This window comes from Pseudomonas brassicacearum (assembly GCF_009601685.2).
Lineage (GTDB): Bacteria > Pseudomonadota > Gammaproteobacteria > Pseudomonadales > Pseudomonadaceae > Aquipseudomonas > Aquipseudomonas kilonensis_B.
On record NZ_CP045701.2, the window covers coordinates 6,542,124 to 6,558,670 of the forward strand.

Sequence of the window (16,547 nt, forward strand, 5' to 3'; positions counted from 1 at the left end):
TCTCAAAGCAGCGCTACGCGGCCATTGTAGAGGCCTGGGCCAGTGAACCACAGCGTAGCGCAGCCAGACACCGGGACATTGGCTCGGCCAGGGGCGAATACCCTTGATACCATCCCGCCCATCATGACAATTTCATGACCGAATGAAGAACCCTCTGTGGGAGCGAGCTTGCTCGCGATAGCGGTGTATCAGTCCATATGGCGTGCGACTGCCTGACGCTATCGCGAGCAAGCTCGCTCCCACAGGGTAGGTGTGTTGTTCAATGGATTGGCTTCAACGAAAGGCCTGCTTTTTGTGAATTTTCTTCGTCGCGCTTCAGCCCACCCCCGCGCCACCCTCATCGCCCTGATTGGCTGCGTACTACTCGTCCCCATGGGCCTGCGTCTCGCCCTGGGCTGGTCCGACCCACTGGGCTATCTCTCGGACCTGGGTATCGGCGGGTTGCTGATCGTGCTGCTCCATCGCCGCCCCGGGTGGTTGGCTTTCCCGGTATTGCTGGCTTGGAGCGCGTTGACGCTGGCCAGCACCGAGCTGGTCAGCGCAGTCGGGCGGATGCCCAACCCTTCGGACATTCATTACCTGACCGACCCGCAGTTCGTTGAAAATTCCACCAGCGGCGGCTTCGCCCATCCCTGGCTGGCCGCAGTCCAGTTGGCCGCCCTGGTGCTCTGGCTGGTGACCCAGTGGACCAGCCGCCCACGCCAGGCGCCACGCTTGCCTCGCCACGCCTGGACCGTACCCATGTTGTTCCTGTTGGGCCACGGCGCGCTGCAATCCTGGCGCCCGAGCGAGGCGGACCAATGGAACGTATTCAACCTGCCTCATCAACTCGTCACGGCGGGTATCGCCGCCGGGCAGGACCACGCCCGACAATGGCTCGACGGCGATACGGTGGACCCAGCCCCGTCGATGGAGGGGCTGACCCGCCTGGACCTCGATGGCAACAGACTGCTGGCCGAACCGGGGCGTGCGCGCAACGTCCTGATCATCGCCCTGGAGGGCATTCCCGGCGCCTACGTGGGCGCCAACCGCCAGGCCTTGAAAAGCAGCTACCAGGAAAACCTGATGCCGCACCTCAGTGCCTGGGCCGAGCGCGGCATGAACACACCCGATTACGTCCTGCACAGCCACCAGACCATCCGCGGCCTCTACGCGATGCTGTGTGGCGACTACGACAAGCTCGACAACGGCACGCCCAAAGGCGTCGAAATGCTCAACCAGACCCAGCGCAACCAGGCCTGCCTGCCGGCTCAACTGCGCCAGAATGGCTTTTCAACGCACTTCCTGCAGGGCGCGGGCCTGCGGTTCATGGCCAAGGACCGGATCATGCCGCACATCGGCTTCGATACGACCCTGGGCATGGAGTGGTTCACTCGTCCCGCCTACCTGGAATTCCCTTGGGGCAAGGACGACAAGACCTTCTTCGAAGGCGCGCTGGATTACGTCGGGCAACTGCAGCAGGCGGACAAACCCTGGATGCTGACCCTGCTGACCGTCGGCACGCACCAACCCTACTCGGCCCCGGATGACTACCTGCAACGCTACGACACCGCCAAGCAGGCGGCCGTGGGTTACCTGGACGACGCCCTGGAAAATTTCCTGACGGGCCTGGAACGCCAGGGCATCCTGGACAACACCCTGGTGGTCATCACCTCGGACGAATCCCATGGCATCGACGACGTGCGGCTGGCCTCGTCCTGGGGATTCAACCTGACGCTGGCGCCGGAGCCGTTGCCCAAAATCAAGTCAGGCACTTACGGCCACGTCGACCTGACCGCCTCGATCCTCGATTACTTCGGCTTTACGGTGCCCACGTCGTTGTCCGGCCGCTCGATGTTCAGGGACTACCCGACGGGCCGGGAAATCATGTCGTTCACCAACGGCCAGCTGCGCTACCACGACGGCAAGGGCACCTTTACCGAGTGCGACTTCCTCCAGCATTGCCGCTATTACACCAGCGCAGGCTTCATCGCCGACCGCGCCACCTATGGCGGGCAATACAGCGGCCGGCGCGCCAGGCTGATCGGCGCCCGGGCCACGGCCCTGGACCAGACCCTGTTGCGCACGCCCTTGAACCAGCAATACCAGTTTGGCAGCGCGGATAAAATCCCGCTGCCGGCCCAGGTCACCAACGACTGGACCGACAACCTGATCGGTGCCCAATACCTGGAAATGCCCAAGGGCTCACAGACCCGCGTCAGCCTGACCATCCGCGCCGTGGATGAGCATGCCGCCTACATTTCCCTCAAGGCCAAGGAGTTCGAGCAGGATGTGCCGATGGACCTGCCGACAGACGTGGCGGTAACACCCGACCAGCCGCTGGTGATGAACATCCGTTTCGACAACCCGCAGCAGCGCAAGGCGTTTTCCTTCCATTTGCTCGGTCATGGCGTCGGCGCCATCGAGATCAGCGACTTCAGCGTCGTGACCGAACTGCCGGAACCGGCAGACCAGCCGCAATACCTGGACGATATACAGGAAGACAGCGAGGCCCAATCCAGCTGAGCGAAAAACGCGGCTAATCCAGCAACCGATGCAGCTTGGCGTACTGCAACAGCGTGATGGTCTTGCCGTCGCAAATCTCCCCGGTCTCGATCATGCCCAAGGCCTGGTCGAGGGGCAGCTCCAGCACTTCGATCTCTTCGCCCTCGGCTTCCAGGCCACCGCCTTCGTGCTGCTTGTCTTCGTCGAAGTATTCGCCGACGAAAAATGCACCCGCTATTACAACGATACCGGAACGCGGGGCAAGGCTCGTTTGTGGGCCGTCTTGAGGTAGGCGCGTTCAATGATCTGTCGCGCTTGCGGCGACACCTCTTCGCCCATCAGATACCCATCGATTTCCTCGTAGCTGCAGCCATACGCCGCTTCATCCAGCTTACCGGGTACCAGGTCTTCCAAATCAGCGGTCGGAGCCTTGTGCACCAGATAGCCGGGGGCGCCCATCGCATCGGCCAATGATCTCACCTGAGTCTTCGTCAACCCGGACAGCGGGGCCAGGTCGCACGCGCCGTCGCCGAACTTGGTGAAAAACCCCATCACCGCCTCCGCCCCATGATCGGTGCCAACCACCAACCCGTCGCTCAGATTGGCAATGGCGTATTGCGCCAGCATCCGTGCCCGGGCCTTGGCGTTGCCTTTGGCGAAGTCGATGAGCTCGGCGCCAGGCTGCAAACCATCGATTGCGATTTGGCTCATCAACCCGTCAACACAAGCGGCGATGTTGCTGGTGGTGATCGAGTCCGGCCGGATGAAGTCCAGGCAAGCCTGGGCGTCTGGCTCGTCGGCCTGGGCCTTGTAGGGCAACCGGACGGCGATAAAACGCGCCGCGTAGTCTTCATCCCGCAATTGCTCCACCGTCAACTGGCATAGGCGGCCGGCGGTGAGAGAATCGACGCCGCCACTGATCCCCAGTACCAGGGACTTGCAACCCGACTCGCGCAAGATCTGCTTGATGAATTCGATGCGGCGGGCAATCTCGCTTGCTTCGCCACCCCGTGTGAGTTGACGGTCGATGCCCAGCTCCCGGGCAATGCGTTCTTGCACGAGCGTAGTCATATCAGGCTCCCAGCTGTGGATTGATCAGGGCAACGTTGAACACTTGGGCGGCGTACCGCAGAAACGACGCATCCTCGCAGACGTTCTTGATCGGGTCGTCGGAGAACTTCACGACCGGCTCACCGTGGACCCGCACCAGTTTCATGACGATGCTCAGCGGTTCGACACCGTCGACATCGCAGGCCAGACTGGTGCCCATGCCAAAACCGAATCTGGCCTTGCCGCGAACATGACGCAGGATCGGCAGGCACTTTTCGAAATTGAGGCCATCGGAGAACATCAGGTCCTTGGTGCGCGGGTCGATGCCCAGTTCCTGGTAACGCTCCAGCACCTTGTCCGCCCAGACGATCGGATCACCGGAATCCTGGCGCAGGCCGTCATAGAGCTTGGCAAAGTACAGGTCGAAATCCTTGAGGAAGAAGTCGGTGCTGATGCAGTCCGTCAGGGCGATACCGAGGCGGCCGCGATACTCGCGCACCCAGTTTTCCAGCGCCGCGTTCTGGCTCTCGCGCAAGCGCCCGAGTTGTTGATGCACCATCAGCCATTGGTGAGCCATTGTGCCGATCAGGGGCAGATTGAACTCATAAGCCAAGTGAGCGTTGCTGGTGCCGACAAACACGCCAGGAAAATCGTTGCGCATGACATTCACCACTTCACGCTGGGCCCTGAACGACAGCCGTCGCCGGGTGGAGAAGTCTGAAACGCGAAACTCGGCGAGTTCTTCACGGCTGGCGTTTTTCTCCAGCCATTCGAACTTCTGGTACAGCTTGCGGGTGACGTCGGCCAACTCGACTTCGGGGTATTTCTCGCGGTTGCGCAGTTCGCTGACCATCGCCAATACCGGTTGCTCGAACATGATGCAGTGCAGCATCGGCCCACGGACGCGGATGTGCAGTTGGCCGTCGACTTGCGAAACGTGTATGTAGCGCAAATTGAAGCGAAACAGGCCGAGAAACTGTTCGAAGTCCGGTGTCAGGTACTCGCGCAAACGCTTGTTGAACAGAAACCGCTGCTCTCCCTCGCGCAGTTGCAGCCCAGCGAGCTTCTCAAGCTCTACACGAATGTCCGGGATCAGGTGACCGAGCCGCTCCTTGGAACGCACGATGAACTGGTATTCCACCTCGACATTCGGGTGTTGGTGCAAGACCGCCTGCATCATGGTGAAGGTGTAGTAGTCGGTATCCAGAAGACTCTGGATGGTGCCGCTGGTTGAATCGAATGCACTGTCCATGGCGCTTCCTTATGCGTTTGCCAGGCGAATGGTTGCTTCGCGCGTCGCGGCAACCGAGACGCCCGCTAGCCGCATGTCTTGAATGGCTTGATTGGCCCCCTCCTCACTGATGGCCCGGCAGGCTGGGAGGTGAATGATCACCTTGAAGCCGGCGGCGGCCAGTTGCAGAGCGGTGGTCTTGACGCAGAAGTCCAGCGCCAGCCCACCAACAATCACTTGCTGCACACCCAGGCCGTTCAGGTACTCGATCACCCCGGTGGACAGCTTGCCGTGCAGGTCGTGGTAGCACGCGCCGTAGGGGTGCAAATCCGGCTCGACGCCCTTCCAGACGAAATAGTCGTAGTCGTAGGGAGTCGGCAGGTGATCCAGCAAAGCGAAACCTTCGGTGCCGGGAACGCAATGGCTGACCCAGGTGATGTCGGCATGCTCGAGCCCGGTCGGCACGAACATCTGTGCGTGATCGGCGACGACCCACGGGGCCAGGGGCGAATGGGCGTCCTTGCTGCCGATGCGAAGGCTGGCCAGGGAGGCAATGAAATTCAGCTCACCGGCAATCTGGTCACCGCCCGGCACTGGAAGCTCATCAGGGCATAGCGGCGTAAAGCTCTTTTGCGCATCGACATCGAAGGAAGCGGTTTTGCGGGTCAGGTTGTTCATGCTGGGTTTCTCCTCTTCATGACCACGAGAGTACATAAGATGTACTTTCGTAACAAGCCACGCCAAGAGAATATACTTAGATAAGCCTTTTATGTCCTTATCAAACGGTTAGTCAGAACGTAGGTTTTCATCCAAAAAACTTTGCTGTTAGAGTACATCTCATGTACCAAATAGGATGAGCCATGTTCGAGATTGCCCTTTATGGCGGCGCCTTCAATCCCCCGCACGCCGGTCACGCCCAGGTAATGATCGAGGCCTCACGCCTGGCCAGACGTGTGCTGGTGGTCCCCAGCTTGCGGCATCCCTACGGCAAGCAAATGGTCGACTATGACGTTCGCCTGAACTGGCTGGAATCGATCGTCGAAAAGGTGCAGCCACTGTGCTGCGCCGAAGTGCGTGCAAGCCGGGTGGAACAGGTCGTGGCCCGTGGCGTTGAAGGCGCAATCTACAGCTACACCCTGCTCGCCCATCTCGCCGACAGCCTGGCCCTGGACGGCAAGCGGATTGCGTTGGTGGTGGGCCAGGATGTCGCGGATCGGCTGCCGACCTTCTACCGCGGCCAGGAATTACTGGAGCGTTTTTCCATTCTTTGCGTGGAGGAAAAGATCCACGTGCGCAGCACGGTGGTTCGCGACCGACTGGCCTTGGGCAAGCCGATTCCCAGCGACTGGATGGCACCCGGCATGAACCCGTTAAACTATGACCTTTACGCTACCCACGGAAATCGACATGCCCACTAGCACAGCCCCCGCACGCGGTTATCTGCACACCATCGATCTCTGTGTGCTGCGCTTCTGCCGGGAAACCCAGGCGCTGGAAATCCTCCTGAACCGACGGGAAGCCGAGCCGTTCGCCGGCCATTGGGCGCTGCCCGGGATCGTGGTCAATGGTGACGTCGAAGATCTCACGCTGAACGACGCCGTGGAGCGTTTGCGCAACTCAAACAAGGTAGGCATGCCGCTGGCCTGGATCGAACAGGTCGGTACCGTCGGCGACGCGTTCCGCGATCCGCGCTGCTGGTCCTCCTCGACGTTCTACCTGGCGATTGTCAGCGATGCAGTCCAGCTCGCCGAACACCAGGGGTTTTTTCCGCTCAAGGATGTGGCCGACGCCTCGATCAAACTCCCTTTCGACCACAACAGTCTGGTGGCTGCTGTACAGGAGCGGTTGTTGTCCAAAGCCCTCTACAGCAGCCTGCCGCTGATGTTCCTGGGCCCGGAATTCAGCGCGCCGCAAGCGGTGAGCATTTTCTCCGTGGTGCTCGATCGTCCGGTGCTCAAGACCAGCATGCGCCAGCGTTTGCTGAAGATGACCGAGGCGGGTTATTTGCAAGAAACCGGTCGCAAAAAAAGCGGCGAAGGCGGCCGGCCGCAACGCACGGTGGAGAATCTCAAACCGACCAGCGTTTATCTTTTTGATCGTTGTTTTCTGGAGTGACTTGTGCGTGCGGCCAGCACATCTTCCTGCCCCCGACCCCAAAGGCTAGGGGCTCTGCCGGATTCGAGAACAGCTTAGGAGAGGCCTTCGAGCAATCCGGCCTCACCCAGCAGGTCCACGATGACATGCTCATCAACCGCGTAGACACCACGAGAGGCTTTCCAGACCAGCTTCTTTTCCTGAAGGGCTATGAGTGCTTGCTGAACACCCGGCACTTCGACCTTTATATCGCGCTCTGCGATACCGGCCTGCTCCATCGCTTTCGCGTAGAGCTCCATGGTAGGTGCCTCGAAGGGCGCATAGTTATCGCCTTTGGCACTCATGACGCGGATAACGGCGGACTGAATAGGGGTCAGGCTATGAATAACTTTCTTAAGGTTTGCATTGAGCTCATCAGCTTGCGCCCGAACCAACAATGCGAATCGCTCGGGGATGGTTGCAGGGTCCAACGCAAAATCGAACCTGATCTCATCTGCGGCGGCACCTAGCAACTCAGGTCGATAACCACTCTCCCTGAACAACTCGAACACATTAAAGGGATCGAGCGGATGGGCGAGGTCGATATTCGCGCAGAACCAGTTGATGAACTCTTGATCCAGGGTTGGAAATTGAACCATGGAGGCCCCAAAGAAAGCTTGGTCCTTACTGTTTCGGAGCATGGCGAGCTTGTCCCGGTTCGATCCGGTGCACACGATGCGCAGACCATGGTGCTTCGAACTGTTGAGTTCATCCCTTGCCGCTTTCAGTGCGAAAAGCGCAGCAACGCCTTCATCCGTGGTGATCGCATGTTGAGCTTCGTCGATCATCAGGACGATGATCTTCTTCGACTCATCCGAAAGCGCCGCAAGCGCGGTGGTCAAGTCGATGTCCTTGCCCAGCCCAATCTTGTCCAGACTGAAACTCAGGCCGCCGACCGTCACCTTCTCCATACCAGCACTTTTCGCCAGACGGGTTACGAATCCTTCGCTCTGGCCAAAGGCTTCTCGGACAGCCTCTACGATGACCAAGCCAGGATCTTTCGTCAGGTCTTTCCAAAGATCGGCATACAGTACGATCGCTCCTGCTGCCTCCAATGCTGGCCGCAAATCTTCTCGAGCGAAGGTGGACTTTCCCGTACGCCGAGGAGCAGCCAGAAAGACGCCCGAACTGGCAGCGCTACCAATGGCAACCTGCATGATCAGTTTTGATAGGCGGGCAGCCAAAACGGGACGGTGGTAAACGATCTCGACCATTGGGAACCTCTGGCGGGATTCTATAGAAAATTATAGAGCGACTATAGATCAATTATTTTTAAGAGACGCCGAGTTCTCATTGGCAATTTATAGACAATTATAGAGGGACTATAGACCGATCAACCTGAACCCGCCCAGCGCTAGTTTTTCCGATCCCGAAAGCTGTTGACGGTTGTAGCGTTGTCGCTTCAATTCATGTAATTGCTCTTGCAAGGCTTGGTAACGCTGCCAGCCATCGGCCACCAGTTGCAATGAATGCTGTTGTTTTCTAGCGGTTTCCAGCTTTTGGTGAATGTCGGTCAGATCATCATATGAAAATATTTTTTCATAATTGCGAGAATAATCGAGAAATACCTCCAGTCACTCCAGCCCGACGCTGAAAACCTTGCCGGGGTTCATCAGCCCGGCCGGGTCCAGCGTGCGCTTGATGGCACGCATCAGCTCCATCTCCAGAGGGTCCTTGAAGCGCACCGCCGCGTCCGGTTTGGCCTGCCCCAGCCCATGTTCGGCACTGATGCTGCCGTTGAAGGTGCTCGTCATCCGGTAGATGACTTGCATGATCGCGTGTTCGCGGGCCTTGAACGATGCGTCCGCATCGCCGACCGGCTTGCTGATGTTGTAGTGCAGGTTGCCGTCGCCCATGTGGCCATAGGAAACGATGCGCACGCCCGGGAAATCCTGTTGCAGGGCCTTGTCGGTGCGTTCAATGAATTCCGGGATCCGACTCACAGGCACGCTGATGTCGTGCTTGAGGCTGGGGCCTTCATGATTCTGCGCCTCGGAAATACCTTCGCGCAGCGCCCATAGCGCCGCGGCCTGTGCCTGGCTGCTGGCCAATACCGCATCGATGACCCAACCGTGCTCGAAGGCCTGGGCCAGGCCGTTTTCAAGCAACAGCGTCAAGGGCGCGTCGGGCACCGTGTCGCGCAGCTCGATCAAGGCGTACCAAGGGTGCTTCGTTTCCAGCGGATCAGTGCAGCCGGTCACATGGTCCAGGACAAAGTCCAGGCTCTGGCGCGACATCATCTCGAAGCCCGTCAGGCGGTCGGCGCACAAGCTGCGAACATGACCGATCAAGTCCACCGCGGCCTGCGGCGAAGGCAGCGCGACCCAAGCAGTCGCCGTGCTGTGGGTCGCCGGAAACAGTTTCAGCACCGCAGCGGTGATGATGCCGAGCGTGCCCTCCGAGCCGATAAACAGATGCTTGAGATCGTAGCCGGTGTTGTCTTTACGCAAGCCCCGCAAACCGTTCCAGACGCGCCCGTCAGGCAGCACCACTTCCAGGCCGAGGGTCAGCTCACGCATGTTGCCGTAGCGCAACACAGCCGTGCCGCCGGCATTGGTCGCCAGGTTGCCGCCCACCGTGCAGCTGCCCTCGGCCCCCAGCGATAGAGGGAACAGGCGTCCGGCCTGACTGGCAGCATCCTGTAGCTGCTGCAGTATCACCCCGGCCTCCACCGTGATGGTTTCATTGGCCAGGTCGAGTTCACGGATGCGCTTCATCCGGCTCAAGGACAGCACCACCTGTCGACCGGAAGCGTCCGGAATCGATCCGCCGCACAACCCGGTGTTGCCCCCTTGGGGCACCAGCGCCACCCCGGCGTCATGGCAGAGCCGCACCACCGCCGCCACTTCCTCGGTGCTGCCAGGACGCACCACCAACGCGGCCAAGCCTTGATAAGCGTTGCGCCAATCGGTCAGGTAGCCCTGCATGAGTTCGGGATCGCGCACCAGCCCGGCGGGACCGACCAAACGCTCGATATTTTCGATCAACTCCTGACTCAACAGCGACGACATCGTACCTCCTCACGCACGCTGGCCAATCTCGACCTGTTGCGCAGTCCAACCGGCGACTTGGTCGCTGAGCGACAGGCCAAGCCCTGGCCGGGTCGGCACGAGCATGCGTCCGTCCCGGGTTTGCATACGCTCGTTGAACAGCGGCTCCAACCATTCGAAATGCTCGACCCAGGGCTCGCGGCTATAGGTGGCAGCCAAATGGATGTGCAACTCCATGGCGAAATGCGGCGCGATCATCAGCCCCGCTTGCTCGGCCAATGCCTGGACCTTGAGGTAAGGGGTAATGCCGCCAACACGGGGCGCGTCGGGCATCAGGTAATCGGCCGCGCGCAGCTTGATGAACTCCCAGTGCTCGGCAACGCTGGTGAGCATTTCACCGGTCGCGATCGGTGTATCGAATTGCAGCGCCAGCGCGGCATGTCCTTCGGCGTCATAGCAATCGAGCGGTTCCTCGATCCAGACCAGGTTGTACTGTTCCAGCTGGCGGCACATGCGCTGCGCCGTGGGCCGATCCCATTGCTGGTTGGCGTCGACCATCAGCGGAAAGGCATCGCCCAGGTGTTTGCGAATACTGCTGACACGGTGCAGATCCAGCGCCTGGTCTGGCTGGCCGACCTTGAGCTTGATCCCACCGATGCCCTTCTCTCGGGAGATATCGGTATTGATCATCAACTGATCGAGCGGCGTGTGCAGGAACCCGCCGGAGGTGTTGTAGCACTGGACCGAATCACGATGGGCGCCGAGCAGACGGGCCAGGGACAGATTGGCCCGCTTGGCCTTCAGGTCCCACAGGGCGACATCGAATGCGCCGATGGCTTGTGTTGCCAGGCCGCTGCGCCCCACCGAGGCGCCGGCCCAGCAGAGCTTGTCCCAGAGCTTTGAAATATCGCTGGGGTTTTCACCGATGAGCGTGGGGGCGATTTCCTGGGCGTGGGCAAATTGCCCAGGCCCACCGGCGCGCTTGGAATAACTGAAACCCAGGCCGCGGTGGCCGTCTCTGGTTTCAATTTCCACGAACAACATGGCGATTTCGGTCATTGGCTTTTGCCGACCGGTCAGCACCTTGGCATCGCTGATGGGATTGGCCAGCGGTAGAAATACCGACGCTATGCGCAGCCAACTGATGCGGTCGTCGTCGGCTGACGGAAGAGGGGTCGGGCTTGACATGGCAGTCCTCCGGTTCGACCGGCGCAATGCAAGATTGCATTGCGCCGGCCAAAACCATGGGTTGAGCTGAATCAGCTGCGCATCAGTTCAATGGCAGCGCTCTTCTTGTGACGGATCACGGTCACCAGGTGCCAGGAGACAGACACCGCGGCGAGGGCCAGGAAAGCGGCCGAGATGGGAGTGGTCAGGAAACCGCTGAAGTTGCCATCGGACAGCATAAGGCCGCGTCGCAGGTTGGTTTCCGCCATCGGCCCCAGGATGAAGCCGATGATGAACGGTGCAATTGGCAGACCGCTTTTGACGAATCCGTAGCCCAGCAAGCCAAACAGCAATACCGCCCAGACATCGAAGATCCGGCTGTTCAAGCCAAAAGCCCCGACCACGCACAACACCAGGATGATGGGCAGCAGGATGTGCTTGGGCACCGCCAGCAATTTGATGAACATGCGCAGGCCGTAGAACTCGAGTACCAGCATGAACACCGAAGCCAGGATCAGCGCAGCAAAGATTGTGTAGACCAGCGGCGCCTGGCTGATAAACAGCAGGGGGCCGGGCTGGATGCCATGGATCATGAAACCGCCCAACAGGACAGCCGTGGTGGTATCACCAGGAATACCCAGGGTCAGCAGCGGGATCATCGCGCCGCCGATACCGGCGTTGTTTGCCGTTTCACTGGCAACCACGCCATCGATCGTACCTTTGCCGAATTCCTCCGGATGCTTCGATCGTTTCTTGGCTGCGATGTAAGAGACGATATTCGACGTACCGGCACCGATGCCCGGCAGGATGCCGATGCCCAGGCCAATCAGCGATGAACGGGTGGCGTTCGGGAGTTGGCCGACAAATTCCTTCATCGAGAAACCAAAACCTTTTACGCCTTTCATACTGACGTTCTGCGGTTTGGCCCGGTGACTCAGGCGCGCGCTTTCAGCGAACTTCAGCACTTCGGCGACTGCGAACATACCGATCATGACGGTGAGCATGGCGAAGCCGCCATTGAGGCTCGGCAGATCAAAGGTGAAGCGGCGAATGGCTTCGACCGGGGCGATCCCCACAGTGGAGAAGGCAAAGCCCAGGACACCGGCAAACAAGCCTTTGACCAGCGAGCCGGTGGACAGCGTGGCGATCAACGTCAGCGAGAAAATCGCAATGGAAAAGTATTCGTGCGGACCAAAGCTCAGGGCCAGTTCAGCCAGGATCGGGGCGATGAACATCAGCGCGGCGATGCTGAAAATCGTCCCCAGGAAAGAAAACACCACACCAACGCCCAAGGCCTTGACGCCCAGGCCCTTCTTCATCAGCGGCCAACCATCGAATGTCGTGGCGATGGAGGCCGGCGTTCCCGGTATGTTGAGCAATATCGCCGATATCAACCCTCCCGAGGTGGCACCGACAAACAGCGCGACCAGCAGCGCCAGGCCAGGGCCAGGGCCCATCGAATAAGTCAGCGGCAAACAGAGTGCGATAGCCATGGTGGCCGAGAGGCCGGGCACCGCACCAAAAACAATACCCACCGCCACGCCAAGGGCAATGAGGACAAAGACGTAGGGGGTGAGAACGGCACCGAAGCCTTGCTGCATAAGTTCAATCATGGCCGTCCCCTAGAAATCCAATAAACCGACCGGCAGGAGCAAGTCGAAGCCATGGCGAAAAATGTAAAAAATCAAGACCGCGGAAATGATCGATATCAGCGCGTACAGGGGATGCTTGACCTTCTGGTCAGCGGGAGTCAAAACGATGAACTGAGCGTAGAGAAAAAGCACGGTCATGATCACGAAACCCACGGTCTCCAGCAACGCTGTAAAAACCAGCACCAAGGCCAGGGATTTGATGACCGTTGGATAGTCAATCGACTCGGGCTTTTCGGCGGGCTCGGCCGTTTTGTCCGGCAGCTTTCGCCACGCCCACAATTGCAACGCACCCAACAGGCACAACGCGACAGCAAGTAACCAAGGCACGAACGCGGCATCGACGAAACCACGACGCGGCAGGTTCAAGGTCAACACCAGATAAGCCACGCCGGCGCCGAGCATGGCCAGGCCGGTTAGCAGCTCGTTTCTTTTATAGGAATCCATACCGGCTCCTCTTATTGGAAAGGACTGGGCGTCAGGTGCTTGCCGCCCACGCGGCGCACACCCGACCCCCGTTACGCAAAATTACTTCCCTTTACGCATCTCGTCCTTGAACTCCATGAAGCTGTCGCGGGTCTTGCTCAAGGTGGCAATAGCTTCTTCGGTGCCCTGGAAGCTGACCGGCTGCTTGAAGGATTTTTTCAGCTCTTCGGCGTATTCCGGCTCTTCGGTGATTTTCTTCATGGTGTCGGCCATTTTCTTGACGATGGCCGGGTCCGTGCCTTTCGGGAAAGCGACGACATAAGGCTTGTCCAGAATCAGATCCACGCCTTGTTCCTTGAAGGTCTTCACATCGCCCAGCAACGCGTTGCGCTCGGCGTTGGGTTGGCCAAGGGCAGTCATCTTGCCGCTGGCAATGTAATCCTGGACCGAGCCGTAGCTGATGGCGCCCAGGTCGATGCGCTTGCCCAGCAAGGCAACGATTTTTTCGGACACCGTGCCGCTGTCGACCATTTTCAGTTTCACGCCGGCGAGCTTCTCGAACATCAAGCCTTGCAGGTGAGAGAAGTTGCCCATCTCGGTGCCGTAGGTGATGGTGCCGGGCTTGGCCTTGGCTTGTTTGATCAGTTGGTCAAGGCTGTCGATGCCCGAGCTTTTCGCCGAGACGAACACCGCGCCTTTGTCGACGCCAGCGATGCAGGAGATATCAAGCGCATCGAAGCGGTCCTCCGACAGCCCCGCGACCTCGTTGACGATCAGCTGGCCGGTATGGGTGAACAAGATGGTATTGCCATCCGGCGCCGCGTTTTTGACCGCATCGGCGGCAATCGTCCCACCCCCGCCGGCCATATTGGTCACCACCATGGATTTGCCGGTGAGCTTGGTGAAGTACTTGGCCATCATCCGTGCGTTGAAATCGGTGTCACCGCCGGCGTTGGCAATCACCACCACCTGCACCGGACGGCTTGGCCAGTCGCTGGCGTCGGTGGCCATTGCCGTGCCAGCGGTCAGGCTCAGAAAAGAGGCGATCAAAGAGGCGCAGAGTGTTTTCTTCATTATTGTTCTCCAGGTGCTGCCATTCATTGTGGGTTTGAAGTTGCGCAAGAAACGAGCACGCCCAGCGCTAACGCCTGACGAGGCAAGCGTGCGGGCCTGAACGTTGGGATCGGGGAATTGGATAGCAGTTGCGAGCCGGCATGGGGCTTTTTGCAACGAGAGAAAGGTAGCTGGCGCCCTGCGATAACGCGTGGGACCGGTGACCTGCAAAATCGCTGGGCGGTAGATGTAGAAGACATGACTGCGCCTTTCGTTTTTATTATTTTCTATGTCATACGTTGTCGTATGACTTGATATCATCACCTCTGTCCCGTGTTGTCAATGCAGTTGTTCGGCGGCTTGCCCTGAATACGACGAACAGGGCCGGCCGACCCAGGCGCGAATGAGCTCGGTTCCCAGCCTGACCCGGCATGAAGTCTAGTCGCCCCTAAAAAAAAACCCCCTGAATCAGGGGGTTGGTTTCTATCAGCGTTTCGGAGTCGAGCCAGCAGGCAGGATCCGCTACATCCTTACTCAACCGTGACCGATTTCGCCAGGTTACGCGGCTGATCCACGTCGGTGCCCTTGAGCACTGCCACGTAGTACGACAACAACTGCAATGGGATGGTGTAGAGAATCGGCGACAGGATGTCGTGGATGTGCGGCATGTGCACCACGTGGGTGCCTTCGCCATTGGTCATGCCAGCCTTCTCATCAGCGAAGACAATCAACTGGCCGCCACGGGCGCGCACTTCCTGCAGGTTGGACTTGAGCTTTTCCAGCAGCTCGTTGTTCGGCGCGACGGTGACAACGGGCATGTCGTTATCCACAAGCGCCAGCGGGCCGTGCTTGAGTTCGCCGGCCGGATAGGCCTCGGCGTGGATGTAGGAAATCTCCTTGAGCTTGAGGGCCCCTTCCATCGCCACCGGGAACTGCGCGCCACGGCCCAGGAACAGGGTGTGGTTTTTCTCGGCGAACAGCTCAGCGATTTTTTCCACAGTGCTGTCCATGGCCAAGGCTTCGCCCAGGCGGGCCGGCAGGCAACGCAGTTCTTCCACCAGTTCGGCCTCGACGCCCTTGCCCAGCGTGCCGCGCACTTGGCCCAGGGCCAGCGTCAGCAACAGCAACCCCACCAGTTGCGTGGTGAACGCCTTGGTCGACGCTACGCCGATCTCACGGCCAGCCTGGGTCAGCAGGGTCAGGTCGGATTCGCGCACCAGCGAGCTGATGCCCACGTTGCAGATCGCCAGGCTGGCGAGGAAACCCAACTCCTTGGCGTTGCGCAGGGCGGCCAGGGTGTCAGCGGTTTCACCGGACTGGGAGATGGTGACGAACAGCGAATCGGGTTGCACCACCACTTTGCGATAGCGGAACTCGCTGGCGACTTCTACCTGGCACGGAATACCGGCCAGTTCTTCCAGCCAGTAACGAGCGACCATGCCGGCGTGATAACTGGTGCCGCAGGCCACGATCTGCACGTTGCGGACCTTGGCGAACAACTCGGCCGCCTGTGGACCGAACGCCTGGACCAGCACCTGGTTCTGGCTCATGCGGCCTTCCAGGGTGCGTTGCACCACGGCCGGTTGTTCGTGGATTTCCTTGAGCATGAAGTGGCGGAACTCGCCCTTGTCGGCGGCTTCGGCACCGTCGCGGTACTGGACGGTCTCACGTTCCACTTCTTTGCCGTCGAGGTCCCAGATCTGCACGCTGTCGCGGCGAATTTCGGCGATATCGCCTTCTTCCAGGTACATGAAGCGGTCGGTAACCTGGCGCAATGCCAACTGATCGGACGCGAGGAAGTTTTCCCCCAGGCCCAGGCCGATCACCAATGGGCTACCGCTACGGGCCGCCACCAGGCGATCAGGTTGTTTCGTGCTGATGACCGCCAGGCCATAGGCTCCGTGCAGTTCCTTGACGGTGGCCTTGAGGGCGACGGTCAGGTCCACCAGGTCCTTGAGCTTGTGATTGAGCAAATGGGCGATGACTTCAGTGTCGGTGTCCGAGGTGAACACGTAGCCGAGCGCCTTGAGCTGTTCACGCAGGGCTTCGTGGTTTTCGATGATGCCGTTGTGCACCACCGCCAGGTCACCGGAAAAATGCGGGTGGGCGTTACGCTCGCAGGGCGCGCCGTGGGTGGCCCAACGGGTGTGAGCGATGCCCAGGCGACCGAGCAGCGGTTCGGCTTCCAACGCTTGCGCAAGCTCGCTGACCTTGCCCGGACGACGCATGCGTTCGAGCTTCTCGTCGTTGGTAACCACCGCCACGCCGGCGCTGTCGTAGCCGCGATATTCCAGGCGCTTGAGGCCTTCGAGCAAGATTGCAGTGATGTTGCGTTCAGCAACGGCGCCGACAATTCCACACATG

At 59.7% G+C, this 16,547-nt stretch carries 13 protein-coding genes and 1 pseudogene; 3 read left to right on the forward strand and 11 right to left on the reverse strand.

Translation table 11 applies throughout. From position 1 onward, the window contains the following. Window positions 1-294 precede the first annotated feature (294 nt). A complete protein-coding gene (locus GFU70_RS28465) occupies window positions 295-2,505 on the forward strand; it encodes an LTA synthase family protein (protein WP_153389133.1) in 2,211 nt (736 codons plus the stop codon). Window positions 2,506-2,518: 13 nt separating this feature from the next. Here GFU70_RS28465 and GFU70_RS28470 read toward each other — a convergent pair. The 4 genes and pseudogenes from GFU70_RS28470 to GFU70_RS28485 form a co-directional block, all read right to left on the reverse strand. Then, a pseudogene (locus GFU70_RS28470) lies at window positions 2,519-2,710 on the reverse strand (GDP-mannose pyrophosphatase); the annotation flags it as partial. A gap of 11 nt (window positions 2,711-2,721) precedes the next feature. Then, window positions 2,722-3,555, reverse strand: a complete 834-nt coding sequence (gene nadE, locus GFU70_RS28475) for an ammonia-dependent NAD(+) synthetase (RefSeq protein ID WP_153389134.1) — start codon at window positions 3,553-3,555, stop codon at window positions 2,722-2,724. A 1-nt stretch (window position 3,556) separates the two neighbouring features. Continuing rightward, window positions 3,557-4,786, reverse strand: coding sequence for a nicotinate phosphoribosyltransferase (gene pncB / locus GFU70_RS28480; RefSeq protein ID WP_153389135.1), 1,230 nt, complete (start codon window positions 4,784-4,786; stop codon window positions 3,557-3,559). A 9-nt stretch (window positions 4,787-4,795) separates the two neighbouring features. Further along, window positions 4,796-5,443, reverse strand: a complete 648-nt coding sequence (locus GFU70_RS28485; protein WP_153389136.1) for a nicotinamidase — start codon at window positions 5,441-5,443, stop codon at window positions 4,796-4,798. 182 nt (window positions 5,444-5,625) lie between these two features. Between GFU70_RS28485 and GFU70_RS28490 the strand changes: the two genes are divergently transcribed. Further along, window positions 5,626-6,183, forward strand: coding sequence for an adenylyltransferase/cytidyltransferase family protein (locus GFU70_RS28490; RefSeq protein WP_116643545.1), 558 nt, complete (start codon window positions 5,626-5,628; stop codon window positions 6,181-6,183). After that, window positions 6,173-6,880 carry an NUDIX hydrolase gene (locus GFU70_RS28495; RefSeq protein ID WP_058542451.1) on the forward strand — a complete coding sequence of 236 codons (708 nt, stop codon included), beginning with the start codon at window positions 6,173-6,175 and terminating at the stop codon, window positions 6,878-6,880. The genes GFU70_RS28490 and GFU70_RS28495 overlap by 11 nt, the downstream gene beginning before the upstream one ends. 74 nt (window positions 6,881-6,954) lie before the next feature. On the opposite strand, the gene GFU70_RS28500 is transcribed toward GFU70_RS28495, so the two are convergent. From GFU70_RS28500 to glmS, 7 genes are all read right to left on the reverse strand, one after another. Then, window positions 6,955-8,112, reverse strand: coding sequence for an ATP-binding protein (locus GFU70_RS28500; RefSeq protein WP_153389137.1), 1,158 nt, complete (start codon window positions 8,110-8,112; stop codon window positions 6,955-6,957). Window positions 8,113-8,472: 360 nt separating this feature from the next. Continuing rightward, on the reverse strand, window positions 8,473-9,909 hold the full coding sequence (locus tag GFU70_RS28505; RefSeq protein ID WP_153389138.1) for an FAD-binding oxidoreductase: 1,437 nt from the start codon (window positions 9,907-9,909) through the stop codon (window positions 8,473-8,475). A gap of 9 nt (window positions 9,910-9,918) precedes the next feature. Next, window positions 9,919-11,076, reverse strand: coding sequence for an L-talarate/galactarate dehydratase (locus GFU70_RS28510; protein WP_058542454.1), 1,158 nt, complete (start codon window positions 11,074-11,076; stop codon window positions 9,919-9,921). 71 nt (window positions 11,077-11,147) lie between these two features. Continuing rightward, complete coding sequence (locus tag GFU70_RS28515) at window positions 11,148-12,668, reverse strand: tripartite tricarboxylate transporter permease (protein WP_058542455.1); 1,521 nt, start codon at window positions 12,666-12,668, stop codon at window positions 11,148-11,150. 9 nt (window positions 12,669-12,677) lie between these two features. Continuing rightward, window positions 12,678-13,151 (reverse strand): tripartite tricarboxylate transporter TctB family protein, encoded by a 474-nt coding sequence (locus tag GFU70_RS28520; protein WP_058542456.1) that lies wholly within the window; start codon window positions 13,149-13,151, stop codon window positions 12,678-12,680. Between the two features lie 81 nt (window positions 13,152-13,232). Further along, the gene (locus tag GFU70_RS28525; RefSeq protein WP_058542457.1) at window positions 13,233-14,204 is read right to left on the reverse strand and encodes a tripartite tricarboxylate transporter substrate binding protein; all 972 of its coding nucleotides are present in this window, start codon (window positions 14,202-14,204) and stop codon (window positions 13,233-13,235) included. Between the two features lie 509 nt (window positions 14,205-14,713). Next, on the reverse strand, window positions 14,714-16,546 hold the full coding sequence (gene glmS, locus GFU70_RS28530; protein WP_116643544.1) for a glutamine--fructose-6-phosphate transaminase (isomerizing): 1,833 nt from the start codon (window positions 16,544-16,546) through the stop codon (window positions 14,714-14,716). Between the last annotated feature and the right edge of the window lies 1 nt (window position 16,547).

What these genes read in the sequence shown, in the direction of transcription:
- nadE (WP_153389134.1), bottom strand. Translation starts at nt 3,555, where the DNA reads ATGACTACGCTCGTGCAAGAACGCATTGCCCGGGAGCTGGGCATCGAC.
- pncB (WP_153389135.1), bottom strand. Translation starts at nt 4,786, where the DNA reads ATGGACAGTGCATTCGATTCAACCAGCGGCACCATCCAGAGTCTTCTG.
- GFU70_RS28485 (WP_153389136.1), bottom strand. Translation starts at nt 5,443, where the DNA reads ATGAACAACCTGACCCGCAAAACCGCTTCCTTCGATGTCGATGCGCAA.
- GFU70_RS28490 (WP_116643545.1), top strand. Translation starts at nt 5,626, where the DNA reads ATGTTCGAGATTGCCCTTTATGGCGGCGCCTTCAATCCCCCGCACGCC.
- GFU70_RS28495 (WP_058542451.1), top strand. Translation starts at nt 6,173, where the DNA reads ATGCCCACTAGCACAGCCCCCGCACGCGGTTATCTGCACACCATCGAT.
- GFU70_RS28500 (WP_153389137.1), bottom strand. Translation starts at nt 8,112, where the DNA reads ATGGTCGAGATCGTTTACCACCGTCCCGTTTTGGCTGCCCGCCTATCA.
- GFU70_RS28505 (WP_153389138.1), bottom strand. Translation starts at nt 9,909, where the DNA reads ATGTCGTCGCTGTTGAGTCAGGAGTTGATCGAAAATATCGAGCGTTTG.
- GFU70_RS28510 (WP_058542454.1), bottom strand. Translation starts at nt 11,076, where the DNA reads ATGTCAAGCCCGACCCCTCTTCCGTCAGCCGACGACGACCGCATCAGT.
- GFU70_RS28515 (WP_058542455.1), bottom strand. Translation starts at nt 12,668, where the DNA reads ATGATTGAACTTATGCAGCAAGGCTTCGGTGCCGTTCTCACCCCCTAC.
- GFU70_RS28520 (WP_058542456.1), bottom strand. Translation starts at nt 13,151, where the DNA reads ATGGATTCCTATAAAAGAAACGAGCTGCTAACCGGCCTGGCCATGCTC.
- GFU70_RS28525 (WP_058542457.1), bottom strand. Translation starts at nt 14,204, where the DNA reads ATGAAGAAAACACTCTGCGCCTCTTTGATCGCCTCTTTTCTGAGCCTG.
- glmS (WP_116643544.1), bottom strand. Translation starts at nt 16,546, where the DNA reads ATGTGTGGAATTGTCGGCGCCGTTGCTGAACGCAACATCACTGCAATC.